The sequence below is a fragment of the Azospirillum sp. 11R-A genome, from assembly GCF_049472615.1.
GTDB lineage: Bacteria > Pseudomonadota > Alphaproteobacteria > Azospirillales > Azospirillaceae > Azospirillum > Azospirillum palustre.
Genome location: NZ_JBCEBL010000040.1, coordinates 1 through 24,157, shown reverse-complemented (window position 1 = coordinate 24,157; position 24,157 = coordinate 1). Strand labels below are relative to the sequence as shown.

Here is a 24,157-nt window from a genome sequence, read left to right as displayed (position 1 = left end):
GTTCCGCTCTCCTGCTTCCTCATGGCCGCACCGACAGGCTCATCAGCTTGGAGCTGATCGCCAGCCGGTTGTCCTGGGCCGCCGCCGCATCGATGACGAAACGGACCCGGTCCTCCTGCAACACGAAGGTGATAACCGCCCCGGCGGCCGATCCGCCCGGCGCATCGGCATCGCTGACCGTCAGAACAGGCTCGCCGCGCAGCCGGTCCATCGCCATTGTCCCATACAGCAGATGGCAGCCCGACCCTTTTTCGAACTGCGGCCGGCGCATCAGTTCGATCGGCCGTCCGCCGGCGCTCTGTCCGGCGACAGCCCGGTCCAGCACTTCGCCGAACGGGTCCGGCCCTTCCACGCAAAGGCGGAACGGGCTGTCCGCCGTGGCGAAGGCGCCCGGCGGCCAGGCGACGAAGGCGATGAATTTGTAGAGGAAGGTCGCCTTCACCGCCGCTTCCAGCGGCTCTGCCGATGCAATCGACACCGGTGCGCCTGCCAGCACCAGCAGCAGGCTCAGCGCCAGCGGACTGCACCAGCGGATGGGCTGCTCCTCCATGCTCAAAACCCCACCCGCATGCGCGCGTACACGCTCCGCCCGATGGCGCGCGGCGTGGTGCTGGACGGGTCGTAGGCCTCCAGATGCCGGGCATGCAGCAGATTCTGGCCGAACAGCGACAGCTCCAGGGCCGGGGTGACGTGCCAGCCCAGATGCAGGTCGGCCTCGGTATAGGCCGGGACGTTCGACACCGCGACCCGGCCGACCCGGCGCAGGGTGGCGTCGAACTCCACCTCCGGCGTCAGGTTCATCTGCGAGCGCAGTTGAAGCTGATAGGCCGGATCCTGGCCGGCGGCCTGGAAGTTGGACAGGTCGGTCGCCCCCGGCTTCAGCCGCAGGTTCTTGTGCAGCCAGTTGGCGCCGGCATGCAGGGTCCACCAGCTGGTCAAGCCATAGCTGCCCCAGCCTTCGACGCCATAGGTGTTTCCCTCCATATCGTTGCGCAGCATGATCGGCAGACCGCCGTTGGTCAGGCTGGTGGTGCGCAGGTCGTCATAGACGTTGTAGAAGGCGGACAGCGCCACCCGGCTGTTCGCCACGGGCCGGCCGCGATAGCCGACCTCATAGGCCACCAGCCGTTCCGACTGGAAATCGGGCGAGGGCGCCAGGACGCCGGCCCCCGACAGTTCGCGGTCGACGCGCGACGGCGTGCGCACCGACCGGCTGACCGCCGTCCACAGCATGTGGTCGTCCGACAGCCGCCAGGCGAGCCGCAGGTTGGGCAGGATGTCGAAACCGGAATAGCTGTTGTACTCCGCCTTCATCCCGACCGTCAGCTTCAGCTTCGGCGCCAGCGTGACCTCGTCCTGGGCGAACAGGCTTCCCAGCGAGATCGTCGCGTCATCCTCCGGGAAACCGAGGGATACCCGCGAGCGGAAGGCCGACTGCCACACACGGTATTGCGCGCCCCAGACCAACTGGTGCCGGCTGCCCAGCGCCACATTGTGCTGGGCCTGAACGTCGACGGTCTCCAACCGGTCGGTGGCGACCGCATAATCGCGGGTCTGCTGGTCGTAATAGGCCTGCAGCTGCACCGACGACCCGTCGCCCAGCCTGTGCGTCCACCGCCCGAGCAGGTTCCCGCCATGCAGCGAGGTGTCGAGCCACTCCGTATGGTTGTGGAACAGATCGCCTTGCAGGGTGTAGGAGGCCGCGCCGTCCGCCGCGGTGCCATCCAGCCGGAACCCAGCCTGGGAGCCGTCGAAGGCGTCGGTAGTCATGTCGCCCGGCACCGCTGCGAAGCTGCTGCGCCGGTCGAAGCCGGTCAGATAGCCGCGCAATGCCAGTCCGCCATCCGCGGCCTTGACGCCATAGCGCAGGGTGCCGTTCCGCTCGCCGGAGCCGCCGCCGATTTCGGCGAAACCGCCCTGGCTGTCCGCGGCCGGCCGGGTGATGACGTTGACGACGCCGTTGACCGCGTTGGCGCCCCACAGCGTGCCGCCGGGGCCGCTGACCACCTCGATCCGCTCGATCTCCGACAGCGGGACGTTGATCGCTTCCCAGAAGACGGTGGAGGCGACCGGCGAATAGACGCTGCGGCCGTCGACCATCACCTGAAGCTTGTTGGCGGCCTCCGGCGAGTTGAAGCCGCGCGCGGAGATCGTATATCCGGCGGTGTTCAGCCGGGCGACCTCCAGATTGGGCGCCAGCCGCAGCGCTTCGGGCAGGCTGGTGGCGCCGGACCGCCGGATGTCGTCGGCCGTGATGACATAGACCGCGGCAGCCGCGTCGCTCAACCGCTCCGGACGCTTGGAAATGGAGGTGACCTTGATCGTCCCCAGCTCCTCGAGCGACAGGGTCGACAGATCCTCGACCGTCTGGGCCGGCGCCGCATGGGGACTCAAGACCAGAGACAGCGTCAGGAGGGCGCCCAGCCTGCGGGCGGGACCAACGGCTCCCCCGGTTCTCTCGCACCGGCTTTCACGACGGAGGGCTGCCCATGGCATCGACGCTTGGTTGCTCTGATCAGTGTCTGCACGAGCGAGCTTTATAGCAGTCTTGAGCGTGGCATCCCGCTAGGCGGAACGGCCGAACTCTACCTAGAGCGTTCGGACGTCTGACCTTGGCTGCCGGACAGCTGGCCGCGCTCCTCCCGCAACAGGGCGAGTTTCGCCTCCAGCTTGCCGATCTTCCTGTCGAGCTTGCGCAGCCGCTTGCGCGGTGCCTTTCCCTCGGCCGATCCGGTTTCTCTGCCCTGGCGGGAGTTGGCCGCGATCCTGGCATTGATCGCCGCCTTGGCAGCATCGTTCAGCCGCTTCCACCCCTTCACCTCCGCCTTGGTGCGGTGGCAGCCCAGACAATTGCCGTCGCCGCCGAAACGGCAGAGGCCGATGCACGGGTTCCCGCTCTCCATTTTCTCTGTCCTGTCGCTCTGCTTTCCGCTCAAGGGGGCCTGTCGCATGGTCGTCTCCGGTCGACGACAATGTGCGCCGCTATTGCCGTCCGACAATGGCGGCCGGCGGAAGGCTGGCATGCCTGCAACCCGGAAGCGCTTCGACGCATCATCCGAATGCATGGATCACTCGGAAAGAAATCCATACAAAAATGCGACACACCGCCGCATGACGGCTTCAAGAGCCGAATTCACCCTACAATCACCTTGCCGGCATCCGTACAAATGATCCATACAACCCCCATCGCCGGATGGCCGCTTCTCCATACGCCATAGAGCATGGACGGGCGCCCGGACGGCTTCTTCGTGCCAGGTGATCCATGCCCAGCGATGCGCCCATCATCACCCGCCGCCCCGACCATGCGGCGGACACTCCGGACCCGCCATCGGCCTACGCCTCCCACCGCAAGATCCATCCCAAGGCGGTGCGTGGGCGGTACCGGCGGCTGAAGACATGGCTGGGCGTGGTCCTGCTGGTGCTGTTCGCCATCCTGCCCTGGCTGCGCTGGGACCGCGGGCCGGGGCTGCCCGATCAGGCGGTGCTGTTCGATCTGGGCAGCCAGCGCTTCTACATCTTCGCCCTGCAGCTTTGGCCGCAGCATGTCTATTACATCACCGGCGTGATGATCATCGCGTCCATCGGCCTGTTCCTGGCGACGGCGCTGGGCGGCCGCGTCTGGTGCGGCTTCACCTGTCCGCAGACGGTGTGGACCGACCTGTTCGTCTGGGTCGAGCGGCGGGTGGAAGGCGACCGCGGCGACCGCATCCGGCTGGACAAGCATCCCTGGACCGCCGGCTGGCTGGCGAAGAAGACGGTCAAGCACGCAGGATGGCTGGCGATTTCTCTAATCACCGGCTTCATCGGCATCGCCTACCTGACCGACGCGCCGTCCCTGGCGACCGATCTGCTGCGCTTCGACGCCTCGGCACTCGCCGCCGGCTCCGTCCTGTTCATCGCCGCCTGCACCTATGCCATGGCCGGCTTCATGCGTGAACAGATGTGCTTCTACGTCTGCCCCTGGCCGCGCATCCAGGCCGCCATGCTGGACGAGGAAAGCCAGGTCGTCACCTATCAGGACTGGCGCGGCGAAGGGCGTGCGCCCCTGCGCAAGAGCGAGGGCTGGGACACCCGCACCCACAAGGGGTTCGGCGACTGCATCGACTGCGGCCAGTGCGTCCATGTCTGCCCGACCGGCATCGACATCCGCGACGGCATCCAGATGGAATGCATCGGCTGCGGCCTGTGCGTCGACGCCTGCAACGACGTGATGGCGCGCATCGGCCGGCCCGGCGACCTGATCCGCTTCGACACCCTGACGGCGCAGGCGGCGAAGGCGGCCGGCACCCCGCCGGCCCGCTACCGGCTGATCCGGCCGCGCACCATCGTCTACGGGCTGATGCTGGTCGTGGTCGGCGGGGTGATGGCAATTGCGCTGGCGATGAAGTCGAGCAACGACGTCTCCGTCCTGCGCGACCGGGCGCCGCTGTTCGTCACGCTCACCGACGGCCGCATCCAGAACGCCTACACCATCAAGATCGCCAACATGTCGCTGACGGACCGCCACTACCGCCTCAGCCTGTCCGGCCTCCCGCAGGCGAGCCTCAGCCTGTCCGGCGACGGCACCGAGACCGGCGAGCTGTCGTTGTCGGCCCGCGCCAACGCGGTGGAAACCTACCGCATCCAGGTCCGCGTGCCGCATTCCGCCCTGCCGGCCCCCTCCACCCCGGTGACCGTCGTCCTGACGCCCGACAGCGGCGCCGGCCAGCCGGCCCGGCACGACAGCGTCTTCCTGGCACCGTGACCCTCCCCCCGGAGGACTGCCCCTCTCCCGTCGGGGAGAGGGGCACTGGACGCTTGCAGCACCATGATCGGAGCGCGCATATGATGCCGACGGTGCCGCCGCAATCAGGCAAGGGAACGGCCAGGACATCCATGCAATCCGACAACCTGGAACACACCGGCCCGGCCGATCCGTCGGACACCGCCGTCTGGCAGCCCGACCTGACCAACCGCGCCAAGCCGGTCTATCTCGCCATCGCCGATGCCCTGGCCGACGACATCGCCGCCGGCCGGCTGGCGGCCGGGCAGCGGCTGCCGCCGCAACGCCTGCTCGCCGACCGGCTGGGCGTGGACCTGACCACGGTCAGCCGCGCCTACAGCGAGGCCCGCCGCCGCGGCCTGCTCGACGCCCGCGTCGGCCAGGGCACCTTCGTCAGCGCGCAGGACGTTGCGCCGGACCGCCTTCCTCCCGAGACCGCCCGGCCCCGCCGCGAGGCCGCCGCCCCGCCCGCGGTCATCGACATGACCATGAACCAGCCGCCGCTGCCCGACGCGCCGGAGCTGCTGGACCGGGTGCGCCGCAGCCTGTCTCAGGCGATGCTGCGGCTCGACCCGCAAACGCTGCTGCGTTACCCGGAAGCCGGCGCCGGCTTCCGCGCCGGGGAGGAGGATTGCGCGGCCGGAGCCCGCTGGCTCGCCAAGCGCCTGCCCGATCTGGACGCGTCCCCGCTCGGCGATCACAGCCGCATCGTCGTCTGCCCCGGTACGCAGAGCGCCCTCCTGGCCCTGCTGTGCATGCTGACCAGCCCCGGCGATACCGTCTGTACGGAGGAGCTGACCTATCCCGGCTTCAAGGCCATCGCCCGGCAGCTCGGCCTGCGGGTGGTCGGGGTGGCGATGGACAGGGACGGCCTCGACCCCGACGCCCTGCGCGCCGCAGTACGGGCCCACTCCCCCAAGGCGCTCTACTGCACCCCCACCCTGCACAACCCGACGACGGCAACCCTTCCGGCCGACCGCCGCGCCGCCATCGCGGCCATCGCCCGCGAACACAGCTTCCCGATCATCGAGGACGACATCTACGGCGTGCTGCCGCAGGACGCGCCGCTGCCCATCGCAGCATTGGCGCCAGACGTGACCTTTCACGTCGTCGGGCTTGCCAAATGCGTGGCGCCCGGCCTGCGCGTCACCTATGTCGCCGCTCCCGACGCCCGTCAGGCCATGCGGCTGGCCGCCGCCCAGCGCGCCACCATCCTCGGCACGCCGCCGGTCCCGGCCGCGATCGCCACCCAATGGATCGCCGACGGCACCGCCGATGCGCTGCTGACCGCCATCCGTGCCGAGGCGTCGGCTCGCCAGCGCATCGCCCGCGACCTGCTTCCGCCCGCCGCGCAGACCGCCCACCCCGAGGGGTTCCATCTGTGGCTGACCCTGCCGCCGGCCTGGACCCGTGGGGAGTTCGCGGCCCATCTGCGCAGCCACGGCATCGCCGCCGCGGTCAGCGATACCTTCCTGACTGCCGGCGCGGTGCCGGAAGCCCTGCGCATCTGCCTCGGCGCCCCGGTGACCCGTGCCGACTGCCGCCGCATGCTGGAGGTGCTCGCCGACGCCCTCGACCAGAGCCCCGCCCTGGCCGGCATCGTGATCTGAACCTGAACCTTCAGACCAGATCCCGCGCCATGCCCGACCGGACCAGCAGGTCGGTGTCGGGCGAGAAGCGCGCCTTCAGCGGCAGCATCGCCGCCCCTAGCACGCGGGCCATCGGGCCGATGGATCCCGCCATCACCGGAGCCGACTTCAGCCCCGACCGGTTGAAGCGGTCCACCGCCGCCGTCAGCCTCTGGGTGAAACGGTCGCGCCAGGATGGCGGCAGGAAGCCGTCGACCACCACCTCCTGAAAATCGATGACGCTGAGCGCCGACACGACCGCGCGCGACAGCTCCGCACACGCCGCTTCGGCCCAGGAATCGAAGATGGCGTCCGCCCGCTCGCCGCTGCCGTCGGCCAGAGCCGCCGACAGCGCCGCCGTCGGGTCGATGCCGGCGGCCTCCAGTTCGCGCTCCAGCAGGAAGATCGAGGCGGCATGGATCAGCTGCCCCGGCGGCGTGCCCGGCACGGCCGGGCGGGTCGGCATCGAGCCGATGGCCCCGGCATTGCCCTGCTCGCCGCGATAGAGCCGGCCGTCGATCACCACCCCGCCGCCGATGAAGGTGCCGAGATAGATGTAGAGCGCGCTGCGGCTGACGATGGCATGGCCGGCGATCATCTCCGCGGCGCAGGCCGCCGCGGCGTCGTTGTAGAGCGTCACCGGCAGCCCGGTCTCGCGCGCGAAGGCGCCGGCGATGTCGGCATCGCGCCAGCCGTCCAGCGCGCCCGGCGCCAGCCCCAGCTCCGCCGACCAGGCGTGGATTTCGTCCGGCATGGCGACCCCCAGCCCGACCACCCGCGCCCGCGCCGCCGGCGACAGATGCGCCAGCAGCCCTGCCGCTTGGGCGATTGCGGTGGAGATCGTCGGCTCGGGCAGCGGCGCGTCATAGCGCACGCGGCTCGCCCCCAGCTCTTCCCCCAGCAGGTTGATCAGGATGGCCTCGACGCTGCGCCGGCCGATCTTGACCCCCAGCGCATAGGCGCCGTCCGGATTCGGCGCGATGGGGGTGGACGGCTGCCCGACCTGCCCGCGCACCTTGTCCAGCTTGACCAGCAGCCCGTCCTCCAGCAGCCGGTTGACGATCACCGACGCCGCCTGACCGCTGAGACCGGTCTCCCGCGCGATTTCCGCCTTGGACAGCATGCCGGCCTGCAACAGCGCATGCATGACAAGCCGCTCGTTGTAGGCGCGCAGCCCGGTGGTATCGCCGCCCCGCATCCTTCCGCCGCCTCCCGCCCTTGAACTCGACAACAGTCCGTATAGCAACCAATCATAACAAAATCAAAGTGATTTATTTAGTCCAGCTCGGCCATGGTCATGGCTGTTGGATCGATCGACTTTGAAACTTCGCCACCGTAGCAAGCGGTGCCCCAAGGGGGCAAGGCTGGCGGCAAATCCGGCTTAATCCTTAACTCTGCTGCGTCATTGGCCCTGCTGTCCGAGCCACATCCCCGCCCTGCCGCACAGATCGCCCGAGCCATACGCCGCCTAATATCAAAATCAATGTGATTTATCTATTGCAGCCCTGAACCGCCTGCGCCATAGTGTTGGTGTGCCCTACAAACCGAATGCCGCAATCGCATCCGGGTGTCGGGCGACCAGTCGCAAAGGGCCGGCGGGACGAAAGCCAGGGCGCGGCCGGACAGGATTTTGGGGAGGAAAACAGGAATGAAGCGTGCGCTTTCCTTGATCGGCGCGGCCGTCGCCGCGTTTCTCGGCAGCTCCGCCCAGGCGGAAACGCTGTCCATCGCCACGGTGAACAACGGCGACATGATCCGCATGCAGAAGCTGTCGGAGCATTTCACCAAGGCGCATCCCGACATCACGCTGAACTGGGTGACGCTGGAAGAGAATGTGCTGCGCCAGCGCGTCACCACCGACATCGCCGCCAAGGGCGGCCAGTACGACATCCTGACCATCGGCACCTACGAGGTTCCGATCTGGACCAAGCAGAAGTGGCTGATGCCGCTGACCAAGCTCGGCGCCAACTATGACGTCGAGGATCTGCTGCCCTCCATCCGCAGCGGCCTGACCACCGACGGCACGCTCTATGCCGCGCCCTTCTACGGCGAAAGCTCGATGGTCATGTACCGCAAGGACCTGTTCGAGAAGGCCGGCCTGACCATGCCGGAGGCGCCGACCTGGGCCTTCGTCTCCGACGCGGCGCGCAAGCTGACCGACAAGAAGGCCGAAGTCTACGGCATCTGCCTGCGCGGCAAGGCCGGCTGGGGCGAGAACATGGCCTTCCTCAGCGCCATGGCGAACTCCTTCGGCGCCAGCTGGTTCGACATGAACTGGAAGCCGCAGTTCAACACCGATCCCTGGAAGCAGACGCTGACGACATATCTCGGGCTGATGAAGGACGCCGGCCCGCCGGGCGCCTCCTCCAACGGCTTCAACGAGAATCTGGCGCTGTTCCAGTCCGGCAAATGCGCGATGTGGATCGACGCCACCGTCGCCGCCTCCTTCGTCTCCAACCCGGCGCAGAGCAAGGTGGCGGACAAGGTCGGCTACGCCCTGGCCCCGGACACCGGCCTCGGCAAGCGGTCCAACTGGTTGTGGGCCTGGAGCCTCGCGGTTCCCGCCAGCAGCAAGAAGGGCGACGCCGCGCAGGCCTTCATCTCGTGGGCGACCTCCAAGGACTATCTCGACCTCGTCGCCAAGGAAGAGGGCTGGGCCAACGTCCCGCCGGGCACCCGCAGCTCGCTCTACGCCAATGCCGAGTACCGCAAGGCCGCTCCCTTCGCCGACCTGACGCTGAAGTCGATCCAGGCCGCCGATCCGCAGCACCCGACGGTCCAGCAGGTTCCCTACACCGGCGTGCAGTTCGTCGCCATCCCCGAGTTCCAGGGCATCGGCACCGCCGTGGGGCAGGCTTTCTCCGCCGCGCTCGCCGGCCAGACGACCGCCGACCAGGCCCTGCAGACCGCCCAGACTCTCGCCACCCGCGAGATGACCAAGGCCGGCTACATCAAGTAAGCGGTCGCGGGTCCGTGCATCGGATCACTGCATGATACTCTTTCGGCCGTCATTCCCGCGAAGGCGGGAATCCAGCCGGCTCGGCGGCAAAACCGCGGAGTTTCCTGGATCCCCGCCTCCGCGGGGATGACGGCGGAAGAAGGCCGCGGACCAATTCCCGGACCGTATTTAACGGTCACGCCTGACCGCGCTCCACAACGCCGTTACCCAAGGGTCGAGCCATGGCCACCGCACATTCGCGTGCCGCCGCGCGCCTGACGATGTCTCCGGCCGTCATCCTCCTGCTCGGCTGGATGCTGATCCCGCTCGTGATGACGCTCTACTTCTCCTTCCTGCGCTACAATCTGCTGATGCCGGGGACGGAGGAGTTCATCGGCACGCTGAACTACCAGTATTTCCTCACCGATCCGGCCTTCTTCGCCGCACTCTTCAACACGCTGGCGCTCGTCGGCGGGGTGCTGGTGCTGACCATCGCCGGCGGGATCGGGCTGGCCCTGCTGCTCGACCAGCCCTTCTGGGGGCGGGGCATCGTCCGCCTTCTGGTCATCGCGCCCTTCTTCGTCATGCCCACCGTCTCGGCGCTGGTGTGGAAGAACATGCTGATGAACCCGGTGAACGGCCTGTTCGCCGCCATCGCCAAGGGGCTGGGCCTCCAGCCCTTCGATTTCCTGGCCGAGGCGCCGCTGTCCTCGATCATCCTGATCGTGACGTGGCAATGGCTGCCCTTCGCCACGCTGATCCTGCTGACCGCGCTCCAGTCGCTCGACCGCGAAAGGCTGGAGGCGTCGGAGATGGACGGTGCCGGTGCGGTCGACCGCTTCATCCACATCATCCTGCCCCATCTGGCGCGTGCGATGACGGTGGTGACGCTGATCCAGACCATCTTCCTGCTGTCGGTCTTCGCCGAGATCCTGGTGACGACCAACGGCGGCCCCGGCACCGCCACCACCAACATCACCTACCTCGTCTATGCCCAGTCGCTGCTGCAGTTCGATGTCGGCGGCGGCTCCGCGGGCGGCATCGTCGCCGTCGTCCTCGCCAACATCGTCGCCGTCTTCCTGATGAGGATGATCGGCCGCAACCTGGACATCTGACCATGGCGCGCGCCGCAACCAACCGACAAAAGCTGGTCGTGACCCTGATCGCCTGGACCGTCGGGATCGTGATCTTCTTCCCAATCCTGTGGACCGTCCTGACCAGCTTCAAGACCGAGGCCGAGGCGGTGGCGACACCGCCGACCTTCCTCGCCTTCCACTGGACGCTGGAGAACTACACCGAGGTCCAGCAGCGTTCCGACTACTTCCTCCATTTCTGGAACTCGGTCGTCATCTCGGTGGGGTCGACGCTGCTCGGCCTGCTGGTCGCCGTCCCCGCCGCCTGGTCGATGGCCTTCGTCCCCGGCAAGCACACCCGCGACGTGCTGATGTGGATGCTGTCGACCAAGATGCTGCCGCCGGTCGGCGTGCTGATCCCGATCTACCTGCTGTTCCGCGATTTCGGGTTGCTCGACAGCCGCATCGGTCTGGTCATCGTGCTGACGCTGATCAACCTGCCGATCATCGTCTGGATGCTGTTCACCTACTTCCGTGAAATTCCGGGCGAGATCCTGGAAGCGTCGCGGATGGACGGCGCCGGCCTGCGCGACGAAATCCTGTTCGTCCTCTTGCCGATGGCGGTGCCCGGCATCGCCTCCACCCTGCTGCTGAACATCATCCTGGCATGGAACGAGGCCTTCTGGACGCTCAACCTGTCCGCCTCGCAGTCGGCGCCGCTGACCGCCTTCATCGCCAGCTACTCCAGCCCGGAAGGGTTGTTCTACGCGAAACTGTCGGCCGCCTCGACCATGGCGGTCGCGCCGATCCTGGTTCTCGGCTGGTTCAGCCAGAAGCAGCTTGTGCGCGGCCTGACCTTCGGCGCCGTGAAGTAGGGGGGAACCCGTTATGGGTCAGATCACGCTCGACCGCGTCACCAAAAGCTTCGGCGACATCGACGTCATCCCGCCGCTGGATCTCTCCATCGGCAACGGCGAGTTCGTGGTGTTCGTCGGCCCGTCCGGCTGCGGCAAGTCCACGCTGCTGCGCCTGATCGCCGGGCTGGAGGATGTGTCGTCCGGCACCATCCGCATCGACGGCAAGGACGCCACCGCCCTGCCGCCCGCCCAGCGCGGGCTGGCGATGGTGTTCCAGTCCTACGCGCTCTATCCGCACATGACCGTGCGCAACAACATCGCCTTCCCGCTGAAGATGGCCCGGCTCGACAAGGCCGCCATCGACCGCAAGGTGGAGGCGGCGGCCAAGGTGCTGAACCTCACCAACTATCTCGACCGCCGCCCCGGCCAGCTCTCCGGCGGCCAGCGCCAGCGTGTCGCCATCGGCCGCGCCATCGTCCGCGAGCCGACCGCCTTCCTGTTCGACGAGCCCTTGTCGAACCTGGACGCGGCGCTGCGCGTCAATATGCGGCTGGAAATCTCGGAGCTGCACGCCAGCCTCGGCACCACCATGATCTATGTGACCCACGATCAGGTGGAGGCCATGACCATGGCCGACAAGATCGTGGTGCTGAACGCCGGCCGGATCGAGCAGGTCGGCTCGCCCATCGACCTCTACAGCCGCCCGTGCAACCGCTTCGTCGCCGGCTTCATCGGCTCCCCGCGCATGAACTTCATCGAGGGCGAGATCGCGCGCGGCGCCGGTGCCGACTGCATCGGCATCCGTCCCGAACATCTGGCGCTCTCGACCGACTCCGGCCTGTGGTCCGGCACCGTCACCGTGTCCGAACATCTGGGATCCGACACCTTCGTCTATGTGCAGGTGGACGGCATCGGCACGATGCTGGCACGGGCCGGCGGCGAGTTCCCGGTGCATCACGGCGACCGCGTCTGGCTGACGCCGCAAACCGAAAAGCTCCACCGCTTCGACGCCCAGGGCAACGCGCAGTCCTCCGTCGCCGCCGGTGTGAAAGTGGCATGAAAGGGTCCATTCCGATGACCAGTCCCATGAAGCGTCTCGACGGCAAATCGGCCATCGTCACCGGCGCCGCCCGCGGCATCGGCCGCGCCTTCGCCGCCGCCTATGTCGCGGAGGGAGCCACCGTCGCCATCGCCGACATCAACCTCGCGGCGGCGGAGAAGGCGGCGGCGGAGATCGGTCCCGGCGCCTATGCCGTGGCGCTCGACGTGACCAGCCAGTCCTCCATCGACGCCGCCGTCGCCGCGGTGGTGGAGCGGGCCGGCGGCATCGACATCCTGATCAACAACGCCGCGCTGTTCGACCTCGCCCCCATCGTCGAGATCACCCGCGACAGCTACGACCGCCTGTTCTCGATCAACGTCGCCGGCACGCTGTTCACCCTGCAGGCGGTGGCGAAGCGGATGATCGCCCAGGGCCGCGGCGGCAAGATCGTCAACATGGCTTCCCAGGCCGGACGGCGCGGCGAAGCGCTGGTCGGCGTCTATTGCGCCACCAAGGCGGCGGTGATCAGCCTGACCCAGTCGGCCGGCCTCGATCTCATCAAGCACGGCATCAACGTCAACGCCATCGCCCCCGGCGTCGTCGACGGCGAGCATTGGGACGGCGTCGACGCCCTGTTCGCCAAGCACGAGGACCTCCAGCCCGGCGAGAAGAAGCGCATGGTCGGCGAAGCGGTTCCCTTCGGCCGCATGGGCCGGGCGGAGGATCTGACCGGCATGGCGATCTTCCTGGCGAGCCGGGAGGCCGACTACATCGTCGCCCAGACCTACAACGTCGACGGCGGCAACTGGATGAGTTGAAGAAGACCTCCCTCTCCCGCCCCGGGAGAGGGAAGGGGGCCATGGCATCGCCATGGGAAGGGTGAGGGGCAATCCGGACATGGATCTCTGATTCTTGCCCCACCCCTCACCCTCCCCACGCCTGACGGCGCGGGTCCCCTCCCTCTCCCGGGACGGGAGAGGGCAACACATCTCCCTCCGCCGTACACCGCAGGACCCCCATCATGACCATCGCCCTTTCCGCCGCCACCCTCCCGGACATCGCTGCGCGGGCATCGGTGCCGGCTTATGACCGTTCCGCCCTGTCCGCCGGGATCCTGCATTTCGGCGTCGGCAACTTCCACCGCGCCCATCAGGCGGTCTATCTCGACAGCCTGTTCGCCCAGGGCCGCGACCATGACTGGGCGATCCTCGGCGCCGGCGTGATGCCGTCGGACCAGCGCATGCGCGACGCGCTGGAGGGCCAGGACTGGCTGACCACCGTCGTCGAGCAGTCGGGCGCGCAGAGCCTCGCCCGCGTCACCGGCGCGATGATCGGGATGCTGCCGGTCGGCGACAGCGACGCCATCGTCGCCAGGCTGGCCGACCCGGCGATCCGCATCGTTTCGCTGACGGTGACGGAGGGCGGCTATTACATCGACGCCGCCGGCAGGTTCGACGCCAGCCATCCGGCGATCCGCGACGACATCGCCGTGCCCTCCCGCCCGACCACAATCTTCGGCCTGATCGTCGCCGGTCTGGCCCGCCGCCGCGCCGACGGCACGGTGCCTTTCACCGTCATGTCCTGCGATAATATCCCCCACAACGGCGTCGTCACCCGCAACGCCGTGCTGGGCATCGCCAGGGAGATCGACGCCGATCTCGCCGCCTGGATCGAAAACTCCGTCGCCTTCCCCAACGGCATGGTCGACCGCATCACGCCTGCCACCGGCGTGCAGGAGCGCGAGACCCTCGACCGCGATTTCGGCATCGCCGACAACTGGCCGGTCTTCTGCGAGGACTTCACCCAGTGGGTGCTGGAGGACCGCTTCTTCGCCGGCCGTCCGGCGCTGGAGGCGGTGGGCGTGCAGTTCGTCCCCGACGTGACACCCTTCGAGACGATGAAGATCCGCATCCTGAACGGCGGCCACGCGGTGATCGCCTATCCGGCCGGCCTGCTCGGCATCGCCTACGCCCATGAGGCGATGGAAACCCCGCTGATCCGCAGCTTCCTGCAAAAGATCGAGCGCGAGGAGATCATCCCGACCGTGCCGCCGGTGCCCGGCACTGACCTGCACTCCTATTTCGGGATCATCGAGCGCCGCTTCGCCAACCCCAAGATCAAGGACACCATCCGCCGGCTCTGCCTCGACGGCTCCAACCGCCAGCCGAAATTCATCGTCCCGTCCATCGCCGACCGGCTGAAGGCCGGGGCCGGCATCGAGGGGCTGGCGCTGGAATCGGCGCTGTGGTGCCGCTACTGCTTCGGGACGACCGACGACGGCCAGCCGATCGAGCCGAACGACCCCAACTGGGACCGCCTGACCCAGGTCGCCGCCAAGGCCCGCACCGAGCCGACCGCCTGGCTCGACCAGGAGGACATATACGGCGAGGTCGGCAAGTCGCAAATCTTCCGCGACGCCTTCTCCGCCGCCCTGCGCGCCCTGTGGACGGACGGCACCCGCGCCGTGCTCACCCGCTATGCCGGCGGATCCAACTGAAGGACTTCTCCGCCATGACCGCTATGCCGCCCGACGCATCGCAACCCCTCGACGTGCTGTGCCTGGGAGAGGTGCTGATCGACTTCATGCCCGCCGGCCCGGCGCAGCCCGGAGTGATCGGCGCCTTCGATCCGGCGCCGGGAGGGGCGCCGGCCAATGTCGCGGTCGGTCTGGCCCGGCTGGGGGTGCGCAGCGCCTTCATGGGCCGGACCGCGGCGGATGGCTTCGGCCGCTTCCTGGCGCGGGCGCTGACCGATGCCGGGGTCGAGGTGTCCCGCCTGCGCCGCGTGCCGGACGCCCGGACCCCGGTTGCCTTCGTCTCGCTCGACGAGGACGGGGAGCGGGAGTTCCTGTTCTACGGCGAGCCAATGGCCGGCTTCTCCGCCGCCGACCTCGATCTCGACGCCGTCGCGGCGGCCCGCCTGCTGCATTCCGGCTCCATCGGTCTGATCGACCCGGCCGCCCGCGAGGCGAGCCTGCTGGCGGTGGAGACGGCGCGGCGCCACGGCCGTCTGGTGTCCTTCGACGCCAACCTGCGCCTCGCCCTGTGGCCCGATCGCGACACCGCGGAACGCCTGATCCGCCAGGGCATCGCCGCCGCCTCCATCGTCAAGCTGAGCGACGAGGAGCTGGAGTTCCTGACCGGCAGCGCCGATCCGGACACCGCCGGCCGCAGCCTGTGGCATGAGGGCCTGCGCCTGCTGGTGGTGACGCATGGCCGCAACGGCTGCACCTTCCTGACCGCCGATGCGTCCGGCCATGTGCCGGGGATGACCGTCACCACCGTCGACACCACCGGTGCCGGCGACGCCTTCGTCGCCGCACTCCTGGCCGGCATTCTCGAAGATGCCGCGACCGCCTTCACCCCGGACCGGCTGCGCGAAATCTGCCGGTTCGCCAACGCCGCCGGAGCGCTGACCACCACCGCCCCCGGCGCCATCCCCTCCCTGCCCGACCGCGCCGCGGTCAACCGGCTGCTGGACCGCTGAAGCCGGGCATGTTTTTGAAGCTTTTGTTTTTGAAGCTTTCGGTGGTCCGCGCTCTGGCCTGGAGCTAAGCTTTCCCGGTCACCGGTTCCCTCATCCGCACCTGCACTGAACGCCCTTTCCCGCAATGGGAGAGGGCGTTTCCGTTTGGCCGAATGAAACACTGAACACCACGCCGAAAACCGTTCCACAGCGTTCCAAACGTTCCATTCCAGGCGCGATCCCATCTCTAACCCACACAGACGCAAAGAAACTCAATCTTTAACAAAACAAACTGATCACTCCAAAATAATGATGGCGTCGCCTCGGGTGCCTAGCTATCGTGACGTCTGAAATTGCGAATCCTGTCACCCCAATACGGCTTTCTATACCTAATGGTTATATCCAAAGGGGTAGAATATCCCAGGAGTAACAGGCGTTGCTTTAGTGAGGCATGATGAGTGACTTGAAGGCCCTGTCGTCGACCGAACTCGATCTGGCGACGCTGATCGTGAACACCCTCACCCTGGAAGCCGACCCGGAGGACATCGACCCGGACGCCCCCCTCTATGGCGAAGGGCTGGGCCTCGATTCCATCGATATCCTGGAGGTGGCACTCGCCGTCTCCAAAGCCTACGGGGTGAAGCTGCGGGCCGACGACGAGAACAACACGAAGATCTTCAGCTCTCTGCGCACACTGAACAGCCACATCCAGCAGCTCAAAGCCGCCTGATGCCGTCCGCCGCCGCCTGCACCAGGGGTGGAGTCGCGGTGGGTGCCGGCCTGTCGCTCTTCGCGCTCTATCCCCTGCTGGTCCATGGCGCCATCGTATCCGACCTCGATGCCGACGCCGCTCTCGCCCTGGCGCTGGTGCAGGCGGGGGTGACCGGGCTGGTGATCGGCCGGGCGGCGCCGCGCTTCCGCTGGATGGCTCTGGCCGGCGCCATCGCCCTGTTCGGCCTGTCCTGGCGCTCCGCTCGCGACGGGCTGCTGGCGGCTTCCGCGATCAGCCACGCTGCGATCTATGTCGGCCTGCTCGTCCTGTTCGGCCGCACTTTGCTGGCCGGGCGCGAGCCGTTGATCACTTGGATCGCGCGGCGAATCCGCGGCAGCCTGACCGACGGGATGCTGGTCTACACCCGCCGCGTCACCATGGCGTGGTGCCTGTTCTTCGCCGGCCAGCTGGCGATGTCGGCCCTGCTGTTCTGCGTCGCCCCGCCGGCAATCTGGTCCTTCTTCATCAATGTCCTCGACCTGCCGCTGGTCGCCGCGATGTTCCTGACGGAATACGCCTACCGCCTGCGCAAGTTCTGGAACCACTCCCACGGCTCCATCGCCGACGTCGTCCGCGTCTTTTCGGAGTGGCCAAATCCATGATGGTTTCGCAATGACGATGCTGTCCACCACCCGCCTGCCGCTGCTGCGCCATGGCAGCCCCGACGACCTGTTCGCTTGGCATGACGGCAAGCCGGTGACGGTGCGCAGCTACCTCGCCGCCGTGCGCGATCTGGCCCGCCGCCTGCCGGACGGCGCCTATCTGCTGAACCTGTGCGGCGACCGGCTGGGCTTCGCCGTCGCCCTCGGTGCCGCCCTGCTGCGCCGGCAGGTCAGCCTGCATCCCCCCAACGACACGCCGGCGACGCTGCACCAGCTCGACGAGAGCTATCCCGGCCTGATCTGCCTGACCGATGCCGGAGCGCACTATCCCGGCAGAGCTTGCGTCGCGGCGCTTCCTGCCGACGGCCTCGACAGCCTGAGCGGCTCGCCCTTCGACGCCGACCTCGCCTTCCCGGCCGATCAGGTGGCCGCCATCGCCTTCACCTCCGGCTCCACCGGCCGGCCGATGCCGCAGGTGAAAAGCTGGGGCACCCTGGTCCGCAGCGTCCATGGCGCCGGCACTGCGCTTGAGATCGCCAAACTCGGGCCTGCCGGCCATTCCACCTGTGGGCTGGTGGGCACCGTACCGCACCAGCACATGTACGGCCTGGAATCGGTCATCCTGCTGGCGCTCCAGCACGGTCTGGTCCTGCACGGCAGCCGTCCACTCTTCCCTGCCGACATCGCCGCCTGCCTCGCCGATCTGCCCGGCCGCCGCATGCTGGTGACCACGCCGGTGCATCTCCAGGCCCTGCTGGCCGACGGCACCAAGCTGCCGCCGCTGGATTTCATCCTCTGCGCCACCGCCCCGCTCGCCCCGCAGCTCGCCATCGACGCGGAAATGAGGCTGGGCGCCCCGCTGCATGAGATCTACGGCTGTTCGGAAACCGGTCAGCTCGCCGTCCGCCGCACCAGCGCCACGGCGGAGTGGCTGTGCATCGACGGCATCCGGCTGCGCCAGGACGAGCAGGGCACCTGGGCATCCGGCGACTTCCTCGACGGCGAGACGCTGCTGGCCGACGTGATCGAGTTGAAGAGCGACACCCGCTTCATCCTGCACGGGCGCTCCGCCGATCAGGTCAACATCGCCGGCAAGCGCAGTTCGCTCGCCTTCCTGAACCACCATCTGAATTCGGTGGAGGGGGTGAAGGATGGCGTCTTCTTCATGCCGCAGGAGGGGGAGAGCGGAACCACCCGCCTCGCCGCCCTGGTGGTGGCGCCCGGCCTGACCGCCGAGACGCTGCTGGCCCGCCTGCGCGAGCGGATCGACCCGATCTTCCTGCCGCGTCCCCTGCGCTTCGTCGAAGCGCTGCCGCGCAACCCGACCGGCAAGCTGCCGCGCGAGGCTCTGCTGCGGATGCTCGACAACAGCCAGCGCGACTAGGTGCCGCCTCCCGTGCCGAACCAGACCGACATCCAGTTCCCCATCGACCATCCCACCGCTGCCGGCCATTTTCCCGGCAACCCGATCATTCCGGGCGCGGTCCTGCTCGACACCGCCCTCACCGTCATCGCCGCGACCGAAGCGTCGGTCCCCGGCCCCCTTCGGCTGCGCTCCGCCAAGTTTCTGCACCCGGTCCGCCCCGGCGACCGCATGCAGGTCGAATGGCAGGCGGCATCGGCCGGCGGCATCGCCTTCACCGGCAGCGTGGCGGGCCGTCCGGTGATGACCGGCGCCCTCATGGCCGGCTCCTTCATGGCCGACAGCGTGACCCGATGAAGCTTCCCCTGCGCGCCAAGCGGACGGCCGACGCCGCGGCCTCCCCCATCGCTCCGCCGTCACCGCGGCGCCGTCGCCGGGAGTGGATGAACCGGCCGGAGCGCAGCACGACCGCCGCCATCAAATTCATCGTCTGGGTCGCCCTGCGGCTCGGCCGGCGGGCGGCGCGGCTGCTGCTCTATCCGATCTGCCTCTATTTCGTCCTGTTCTCGCGCAAGCCGCGCCGGGCATCGGCACTGTTCCTGTCGAAGGCGCTGGGCCGCCCGCCCGGCTTCGGCGACCTGTTCCGCCACTATCACGTCTTCGCCGCCTGCCTGCTCGACCGCGTCTTCTTCCTGAACGACCAGTCCGACGATTTCGACGTCCGCGTCCATGGCGAAGACATCGTCATCGACCTGATGGAGCGCGGCGAAGGCTGCCTGCTGATCGGCGCCCATATGGGCAGTTTCGAGGCGATCCGCATGCTGGGCCACCGCCAGCACGACCTGCGCGTCAGTCTGGTGATGTACGAGGAGAACGCCCGCAAGATCAACTCGGTCCTCAACGCCATCAACCCGCTGCTGTCGATGGAGGTGATCGCGCTGGGCCGCCCGGATTCGATGCTGCGCGTGCGCGAAAGGCTGGACCAGGGCCATTTCGTCGGCATGCTCGCCGACCGCACCCTTGATGGAGAAGAGGAGGTCCGCCTGCCCTTCCTCGGCCAGCCCGCCGGCTTCGCGCTCGGCCCCTTCCAGTTGGCGGCGATGCTGAAGCGGCCGGTGGTGCTGATGGTCGGCATCTATCAGGGCGGGCGGCGCTACGACGTCCATTTCGAGCGCATCGCCGACTTCTCCGACCTGAAGAAGCATGACTGGCCGGTTCAGGAGCGGTCGGGCCTCGTGCGCTGGGCGGCCGGACGCTTCGCCGACCGGCTGGAGCATTACGCCCTGTCCTTCCCCTATAACTGGTTCAATTTCTATGATTTCTGGAAATAGACCGGCCCGCCGCCCGATCCTGGCGGCTCTGGCGACCCTCCTGCTGGCCGGCGCCGCCACGCCGTCGCCGGCGGCCGAGCCCTGGGGGCTGGAGGATCTGTTCGCGCGCCTCAAGCAGGTCGACAGTTCCAGCGCCCGCTTCACGGAAACCCGCGAGGTCGGCCTGCTGACGGCACCGCTGGACAGCAGCGGCACGCTGACCTACCGCCGCCCCGACTTTCTGGAAAAGCGCACCCTGCAACCGCAAGCCGAAAGCCTGCGGCTGGACGGTGACCGCCTGACTCTGACCCAGGCCGACGGTGCCTCCCGCACGCTGTCGGTGTCATCGATGCCGGAAATCCAGACCTATGTGGAAAGCATCCGCTCCACCCTGCGCGGCGACGTGCCGACCGTCATGCGCTTCTACGAGGTGGTTCTGGAAGGCACGTTGCAGGACTGGCGCATGCAGCTGACGCCGCGGGCGGAGGAAGCGCGCAGGATTGTCCAGCGCATCGACATCGCCGGCCGCGACGCCAGCATCCGCCGGATCGAGCTTCTCCAGGCCGACGGCGACCGCTCCGTCATGACCATCCAGCCGGACCCGGCATGACCGCTGCGGCGAGACGGGGCAGGTGGAACATCGCGCTGTGGCTGGCCGGGCTTGTTGTCTGCGGCCTGCTGGTGGCGCGCACCTCCGTCACCGCCGATCTTTCCGCCTTCCTGCCCCGCTCGCCCTCCGCCACCCAGCAGCTGCTGGTCGACCAGCTGCGCGACGGCGTCGTCTCCCGCCTGATCCTGGTCGCCGTCGAAGGCGAAGCGCCGGATCGCCTGACCGGCCTCAGCCGTGCGCTCGCCGCCCGGCTGCGCGGCAATCCGCTGGTCGCCGCGGTGGAGAATGGCGAGCGGACGGGGCGCAGCGCCGACGGCGCCTATCTCTGGACCAACCGCTATCTGCTGAGCCCCGGCGTCACCCCCGACCGCTTCACGGTTGAGGGGCTGCACGCCGCCTTGCAGAACGACCTGCGCCTTCTCCAGTCGCCGGCGGGCATGGCCCTGAAGCAGGCCCTGCCCGCCGATCCCACCGCCGAGATCCTGCGCCTGACCGACCGGATGCTGGGCGACACCGCCGGCCCGGCCAGCCGCGACGGCGTTTGGGTCTCGGCCGACGGAGCGCGGGCACTGCTGCTGGTCCAGACCGCCGCTCCGGGTTTCGACATGGATGCCCAGCAGAAGACGCTGGAATTGATTCAGGGCGCCTTCGACGAGGCGCGCGGAGCGGCCGGCCCCGCAAGGCTAGTGATGACCGGACCGGCGGTCTTCTCGGTCCAGACCCGCGACCGCATCGAGGCGGATGCCACCCGGTCCTCCATCGTCGCCACCGCTCTGGTGGCCGGCATTCTGCTGCTGGTCTACCGCTCCTTGCGCGTGCTCGCCCTGTCGCTGCTGCCGGCGGCGACCGGAACGCTGGCCGGCATCGCGGCGGTCGAGCTGGGCTTCGGCACGGTGCATGGCATCACGCTGGGCTTCGGCGTCACCCTGCTGGGCGAGAGCGTCGATTACGCCATCTACCTGTTCACCCAGACGCAGCCGGGAAGCCCGGCGCACCGCACCCTTCGGCGCATCTGGCCGACCGTGCTGCTGGGCATGGCGACCTCGGTCGTCGGGTTCGGCACGATGCTGTTCTCCAGCTTCAGCGGTTTGGCGCAGTTGGGCCTGTTTTCCCTCACCGGGCTGGTTGTGGCGCTGGCCGTCACCCGCTGGGTGCTGCCGTCCCTGTTGCCGGACGGCTATGCGACCGAACGTCCGGCTCGGCTGGCGCCGGTGTTGACCGCCCTGACCCGCGGCGCCCCTGCCCTGCGCCTGCCGCTGGCCGCGGCGACGCTGCTGTCCCTGGCATGGCTGGCCTATCAGGGCCCGGCCATCTGGTCGGCAGAGCTGTCCAGCCTCAGCCCGGTGGCGGAGGCCGATCAGCGGCTGGACGAGGCGCTGCGCCGCGACCTCGGCGCCCCCGACGCCGGCCATCTGCTGGTGACCGGCGCCGCCACGGTGGAGGAGGCGCTCGCCGCCGCCGAACGGCTGGCCGCCCCGCTGGAGGCGATGACCAGCGACCGCCTGATCGCCGGCTACGAGTCCCCCGCCCACACCCTGCCGAGCCAAGCCGCCCAGCGTGCCCGGCAGGCCGCCTTGCCGACGCCCGACCGGTTGCGCGCCTCGCTGACCGAGGCGCTGCAAGGGCTGCCCTTCCGCCCTGACGCCTTCGCCCCGTTCCTGGCCGATTCCGAGAAGGCGCGGACCATGCCACTGCTGACCCCGGCCAGCCTGGACGGCACCAGCCTCAAGCTGAAGGTCGATTCGCTGCTGGTCCACAGCGGCACCGGCTGGACCGCCATGCTGCCCCTGCGCGGCGTCACCGACCCGAAGGCGCTTGCCGCCCGGCTGGCCGGCGACCCGGCGGCACAAGGCGCCACCCTGCTGAACCTGAAGGAGGAGTCCGACAGCCTCTATCGTACCTACCGGCAGGAGGCGCTGACCCTCGCCCTGCTGGGAGCCGTCGCCATCACGCTGCTGCTCGCCCTTGCCCTGCGGTCAGTCCGCTCGCTGGTCGCGGCGGTAATGCCGCTGGCGGCTGCGGTGGTCGTCACCATGGCGCTGGTGACCGCCCTGGGCCAGACGCTGACGATCTTCCATCTGGTGGGGCTGCTGCTGGTGGTCGGTGTCGGCTCCAACTATTCCCTGCTGTTCGAGCGGCCGGAGCCATCACCCGCCTTGCGCGAGCGCACCGTCGCCTCCGTCGTCATCGCCAATCTCTGCACCGTCATCGGCTTCGGCACGCTGGCCCTTTCCAGCATCCCGGTTCTGCACGGCATCGGCATGACGGTGGCCATCGGCGCCTTCCTCTGCATTGCCTTCGCCGCGGTTCTGGGCCGGCCGCAGCAGCCCGCAGAACCGGAGGGTGCCGGCCATGGCTGAGCCTCGGCGCTGGACTCCGCCCCCGCTGCTGCGCGCATCGGCCGCTTTGCACGCCGCCGCTGCGGCCGGGGTTGCAGTGGTGCCCGCGGCCTGGCCCTGGGCGTTGGCCGCGCTGGTGGGAAACCATGCTCTGCTCGGCGCCATCGGGCTTTGGCCGCGCAGCAGCCTGCTCGGCCCCAACCTGCGCCGCCTGCCGGCGGAGAATGCCCGGCTCGGGCAGGTCGGGCTTTGCTTCGACGACGGCCCCGATCCGGCGGTGACGCCTGCCGTTCTCGACCAGCTCGACCGCGCGAAGGCCAAGGCGAGCTTCTTCTGCATCGCCGACCGTGCCGCCCGCCATCCCGGCCTGATCGAGGCCATCGTCCGCCGCGGCCATACGGTGGAGAACCACAGCTGGCACCATTCCCACCGCTTCGCCGCCATGGGCATCGGCGCCATCCGCCGCGAGGTGGGGGAAGCGCAACGGATCCTGACCGCTCTCGCCGGCCGGCCGCCGCGCTTCTTCAAGCCGCCCGCCGGCCTGCGCAATCCGCTGCTCGACCCCGTGCTCGCCGGTCTTGGCCTGCGTCTGGCGACCTGGACCCGGCGCGGCTACGACGCGGTTCGGCGCGATCCTTTGGCAGTGGAGCGGCGCCTTGCCTGCGGTCTCGCCGCCGGTGACCTGCTGATGCTCCATGACGGCTCCGCCGCCCGCAATGGCGATGGGCGGCCCGTGGTGCTGACCGTGCTGCCGCGCCTGCTCGACACCCTGGCCGTCCGCGGGTTGAGGGCGGTTTCGCTGGAGGTGGTGGCCGATGACTGACGCCGTCTTCCGCGAACTGGTCGCCGCCGCCGCCCGCCCCTATCGTCCCTGCGGCCGCCACGCCTGGTATTTCGCCAAGGGCAAGCTGGCCGGCGACCCCGTCTTCCGTCACCTGTTGAGTCACCCGCTGCTGCCCGCCCGCGGGTGTCTGCTCGACCTCGGCTGCGGCCAGGGGGTGCTGACGGCATTGCTGCGCGCTGCGGCCGACCGGCATGCCGGCGGCGGCTGGCCGGCGGAGTGGCCCGTTCCACCGGCCGCCCTCGCCACCAGGGGCGTCGAGCTGTCGCCCAAGCGGGTACGGATCGCCAGGGCGGCGTTGGGCAGCGAGGCCGTCACCCAGGGCGACATCCGCGACACCGACCTGCCCCGCTGCGAGGCCATCGTCATCCTGGATGTCCTGCTTTATCTCCACCGCGACGAACAGGCGGCAGTACTGGCCCGTTGCGCCGAGGCGCTGAACCTGGACGGGGTTCTGATCCTGCGGGAAGCCGACGCCAACGGCGGCCTGCCGTTCCAGATCACCCGCTGGGCCGAACGGATCGCCTGCGCTGCACGGGGCGGCTGGCGCCAGCC

General features: G+C 68.7%; 22 protein-coding genes. 18 read left to right on the top strand and 4 right to left on the bottom strand.

The window, feature by feature from the left end; translation table 11 throughout:
• Positions 1-19 precede the first annotated feature (19 nt).
• The 3 genes from VH569_RS32585 to VH569_RS32575 all read right to left on the bottom strand — a co-directional run bounded on the left by VH569_RS32585 (position 20) and on the right by VH569_RS32575 (position 2,903).
• The gene (locus VH569_RS32585) at positions 20-550 is read right to left on the bottom strand and encodes a YfiR family protein (RefSeq protein ID WP_423321107.1); all 531 of its coding nucleotides are present in this window, start codon (positions 548-550) and stop codon (positions 20-22) included.
• A 2-nt stretch (positions 551-552) separates the two neighbouring features.
• Entirely contained in the window at positions 553-2,394 is a 1,842-nt protein-coding gene (locus VH569_RS32580) for a TonB-dependent receptor plug domain-containing protein (protein ID WP_423321105.1), read from the bottom strand.
• Between the two features lie 191 nt (positions 2,395-2,585).
• A complete protein-coding gene (locus VH569_RS32575) occupies positions 2,586-2,903 on the bottom strand; it encodes a DUF1289 domain-containing protein (protein ID WP_423321103.1) in 318 nt (105 codons plus the stop codon).
• A gap of 359 nt (positions 2,904-3,262) precedes the next feature.
• Between VH569_RS32575 and ccoG the strand changes: the two genes are divergently transcribed.
• Together ccoG and VH569_RS32565 are read left to right on the top strand one after the other, a co-directional pair.
• Positions 3,263-4,744 carry a cytochrome c oxidase accessory protein CcoG gene (ccoG, locus tag VH569_RS32570; protein ID WP_423321101.1) on the top strand — a complete coding sequence of 494 codons (1,482 nt, stop codon included), beginning with the start codon at positions 3,263-3,265 and terminating at the stop codon, positions 4,742-4,744.
• A gap of 131 nt (positions 4,745-4,875) precedes the next feature.
• On the top strand, positions 4,876-6,372 hold the full coding sequence (locus tag VH569_RS32565) for a PLP-dependent aminotransferase family protein (protein WP_423321099.1): 1,497 nt from the start codon (positions 4,876-4,878) through the stop codon (positions 6,370-6,372).
• Positions 6,373-6,382: 10 nt separating this feature from the next.
• Here the strand turns inward: VH569_RS32565 and VH569_RS32560 are convergent, their stop codons facing one another.
• Positions 6,383-7,588, bottom strand: a complete 1,206-nt coding sequence (locus tag VH569_RS32560; RefSeq protein WP_423321097.1) for an ROK family transcriptional regulator — start codon at positions 7,586-7,588, stop codon at positions 6,383-6,385.
• Positions 7,589-8,038: 450 nt separating this feature from the next.
• Here VH569_RS32560 and VH569_RS32555 point away from each other — a divergent pair, with 450 nt between their 5' ends.
• From VH569_RS32555 to VH569_RS32480, 16 genes are all read left to right on the top strand, one after another.
• Positions 8,039-9,349 carry an ABC transporter substrate-binding protein gene (locus VH569_RS32555; protein ID WP_423321096.1) on the top strand — a complete coding sequence of 437 codons (1,311 nt, stop codon included), beginning with the start codon at positions 8,039-8,041 and terminating at the stop codon, positions 9,347-9,349.
• Between the two features lie 221 nt (positions 9,350-9,570).
• Complete coding sequence (locus tag VH569_RS32550; RefSeq protein WP_423321094.1) at positions 9,571-10,443, top strand: carbohydrate ABC transporter permease; 873 nt, start codon at positions 9,571-9,573, stop codon at positions 10,441-10,443.
• Positions 10,444-10,445: 2 nt separating this feature from the next.
• A complete protein-coding gene (locus VH569_RS32545) occupies positions 10,446-11,276 on the top strand; it encodes a carbohydrate ABC transporter permease (RefSeq protein ID WP_395457158.1) in 831 nt (276 codons plus the stop codon).
• A gap of 13 nt (positions 11,277-11,289) precedes the next feature.
• Positions 11,290-12,318: an ABC transporter ATP-binding protein gene (locus VH569_RS32540; protein WP_423321092.1), complete on the top strand. Its 1,029-nt coding sequence runs from the start codon at positions 11,290-11,292 to the stop codon at positions 12,316-12,318.
• A 14-nt stretch (positions 12,319-12,332) separates the two neighbouring features.
• A complete protein-coding gene (locus VH569_RS32535; RefSeq protein ID WP_423321091.1) occupies positions 12,333-13,118 on the top strand; it encodes an L-iditol 2-dehydrogenase in 786 nt (261 codons plus the stop codon).
• Positions 13,119-13,321: 203 nt separating this feature from the next.
• On the top strand, positions 13,322-14,797 hold the full coding sequence (locus VH569_RS32530; RefSeq protein WP_423321090.1) for a mannitol dehydrogenase family protein: 1,476 nt from the start codon (positions 13,322-13,324) through the stop codon (positions 14,795-14,797).
• 14 nt (positions 14,798-14,811) lie between these two features.
• A complete protein-coding gene (locus VH569_RS32525; protein ID WP_423321089.1) occupies positions 14,812-15,786 on the top strand; it encodes a PfkB family carbohydrate kinase in 975 nt (324 codons plus the stop codon).
• Between the two features lie 442 nt (positions 15,787-16,228).
• Positions 16,229-16,495 carry a phosphopantetheine-binding protein gene (locus tag VH569_RS32520; RefSeq protein ID WP_423321087.1) on the top strand — a complete coding sequence of 89 codons (267 nt, stop codon included), beginning with the start codon at positions 16,229-16,231 and terminating at the stop codon, positions 16,493-16,495.
• Complete coding sequence (locus VH569_RS32515; protein WP_423321086.1) at positions 16,495-17,139, top strand: hypothetical protein; 645 nt, start codon at positions 16,495-16,497, stop codon at positions 17,137-17,139. The genes VH569_RS32520 and VH569_RS32515 overlap by 1 nt, the downstream gene beginning before the upstream one ends.
• 10 nt (positions 17,140-17,149) lie before the next feature.
• Positions 17,150-18,523 (top strand): AMP-binding protein, encoded by a 1,374-nt coding sequence (locus VH569_RS32510; RefSeq protein WP_423321085.1) that lies wholly within the window; start codon positions 17,150-17,152, stop codon positions 18,521-18,523.
• A gap of 12 nt (positions 18,524-18,535) precedes the next feature.
• Positions 18,536-18,859 (top strand): hypothetical protein, encoded by a 324-nt coding sequence (locus tag VH569_RS32505; protein ID WP_423321083.1) that lies wholly within the window; start codon positions 18,536-18,538, stop codon positions 18,857-18,859.
• On the top strand, positions 18,856-19,833 hold the full coding sequence (locus tag VH569_RS32500; RefSeq protein ID WP_423321081.1) for a hypothetical protein: 978 nt from the start codon (positions 18,856-18,858) through the stop codon (positions 19,831-19,833). Before VH569_RS32505 ends, VH569_RS32500 begins: the two co-directional genes overlap by 4 nt.
• A complete protein-coding gene (locus VH569_RS32495; protein ID WP_423321079.1) occupies positions 19,817-20,422 on the top strand; it encodes a LolA family protein in 606 nt (201 codons plus the stop codon). Before VH569_RS32500 ends, VH569_RS32495 begins: the two co-directional genes overlap by 17 nt.
• On the top strand, positions 20,419-22,782 hold the full coding sequence (locus VH569_RS32490) for an MMPL family transporter (protein ID WP_423321077.1): 2,364 nt from the start codon (positions 20,419-20,421) through the stop codon (positions 22,780-22,782). The genes VH569_RS32495 and VH569_RS32490 overlap by 4 nt, the downstream gene beginning before the upstream one ends.
• Entirely contained in the window at positions 22,775-23,584 is an 810-nt protein-coding gene (locus tag VH569_RS32485) for a polysaccharide deacetylase family protein (RefSeq protein ID WP_423321075.1), read from the top strand. Before VH569_RS32490 ends, VH569_RS32485 begins: the two co-directional genes overlap by 8 nt.
• A partial coding sequence (locus VH569_RS32480; protein ID WP_423321073.1) for a methyltransferase domain-containing protein occupies positions 23,577-24,157 on the top strand: 581 nt, incomplete at its 3' end. The genes VH569_RS32485 and VH569_RS32480, both read left to right, overlap by 8 nt.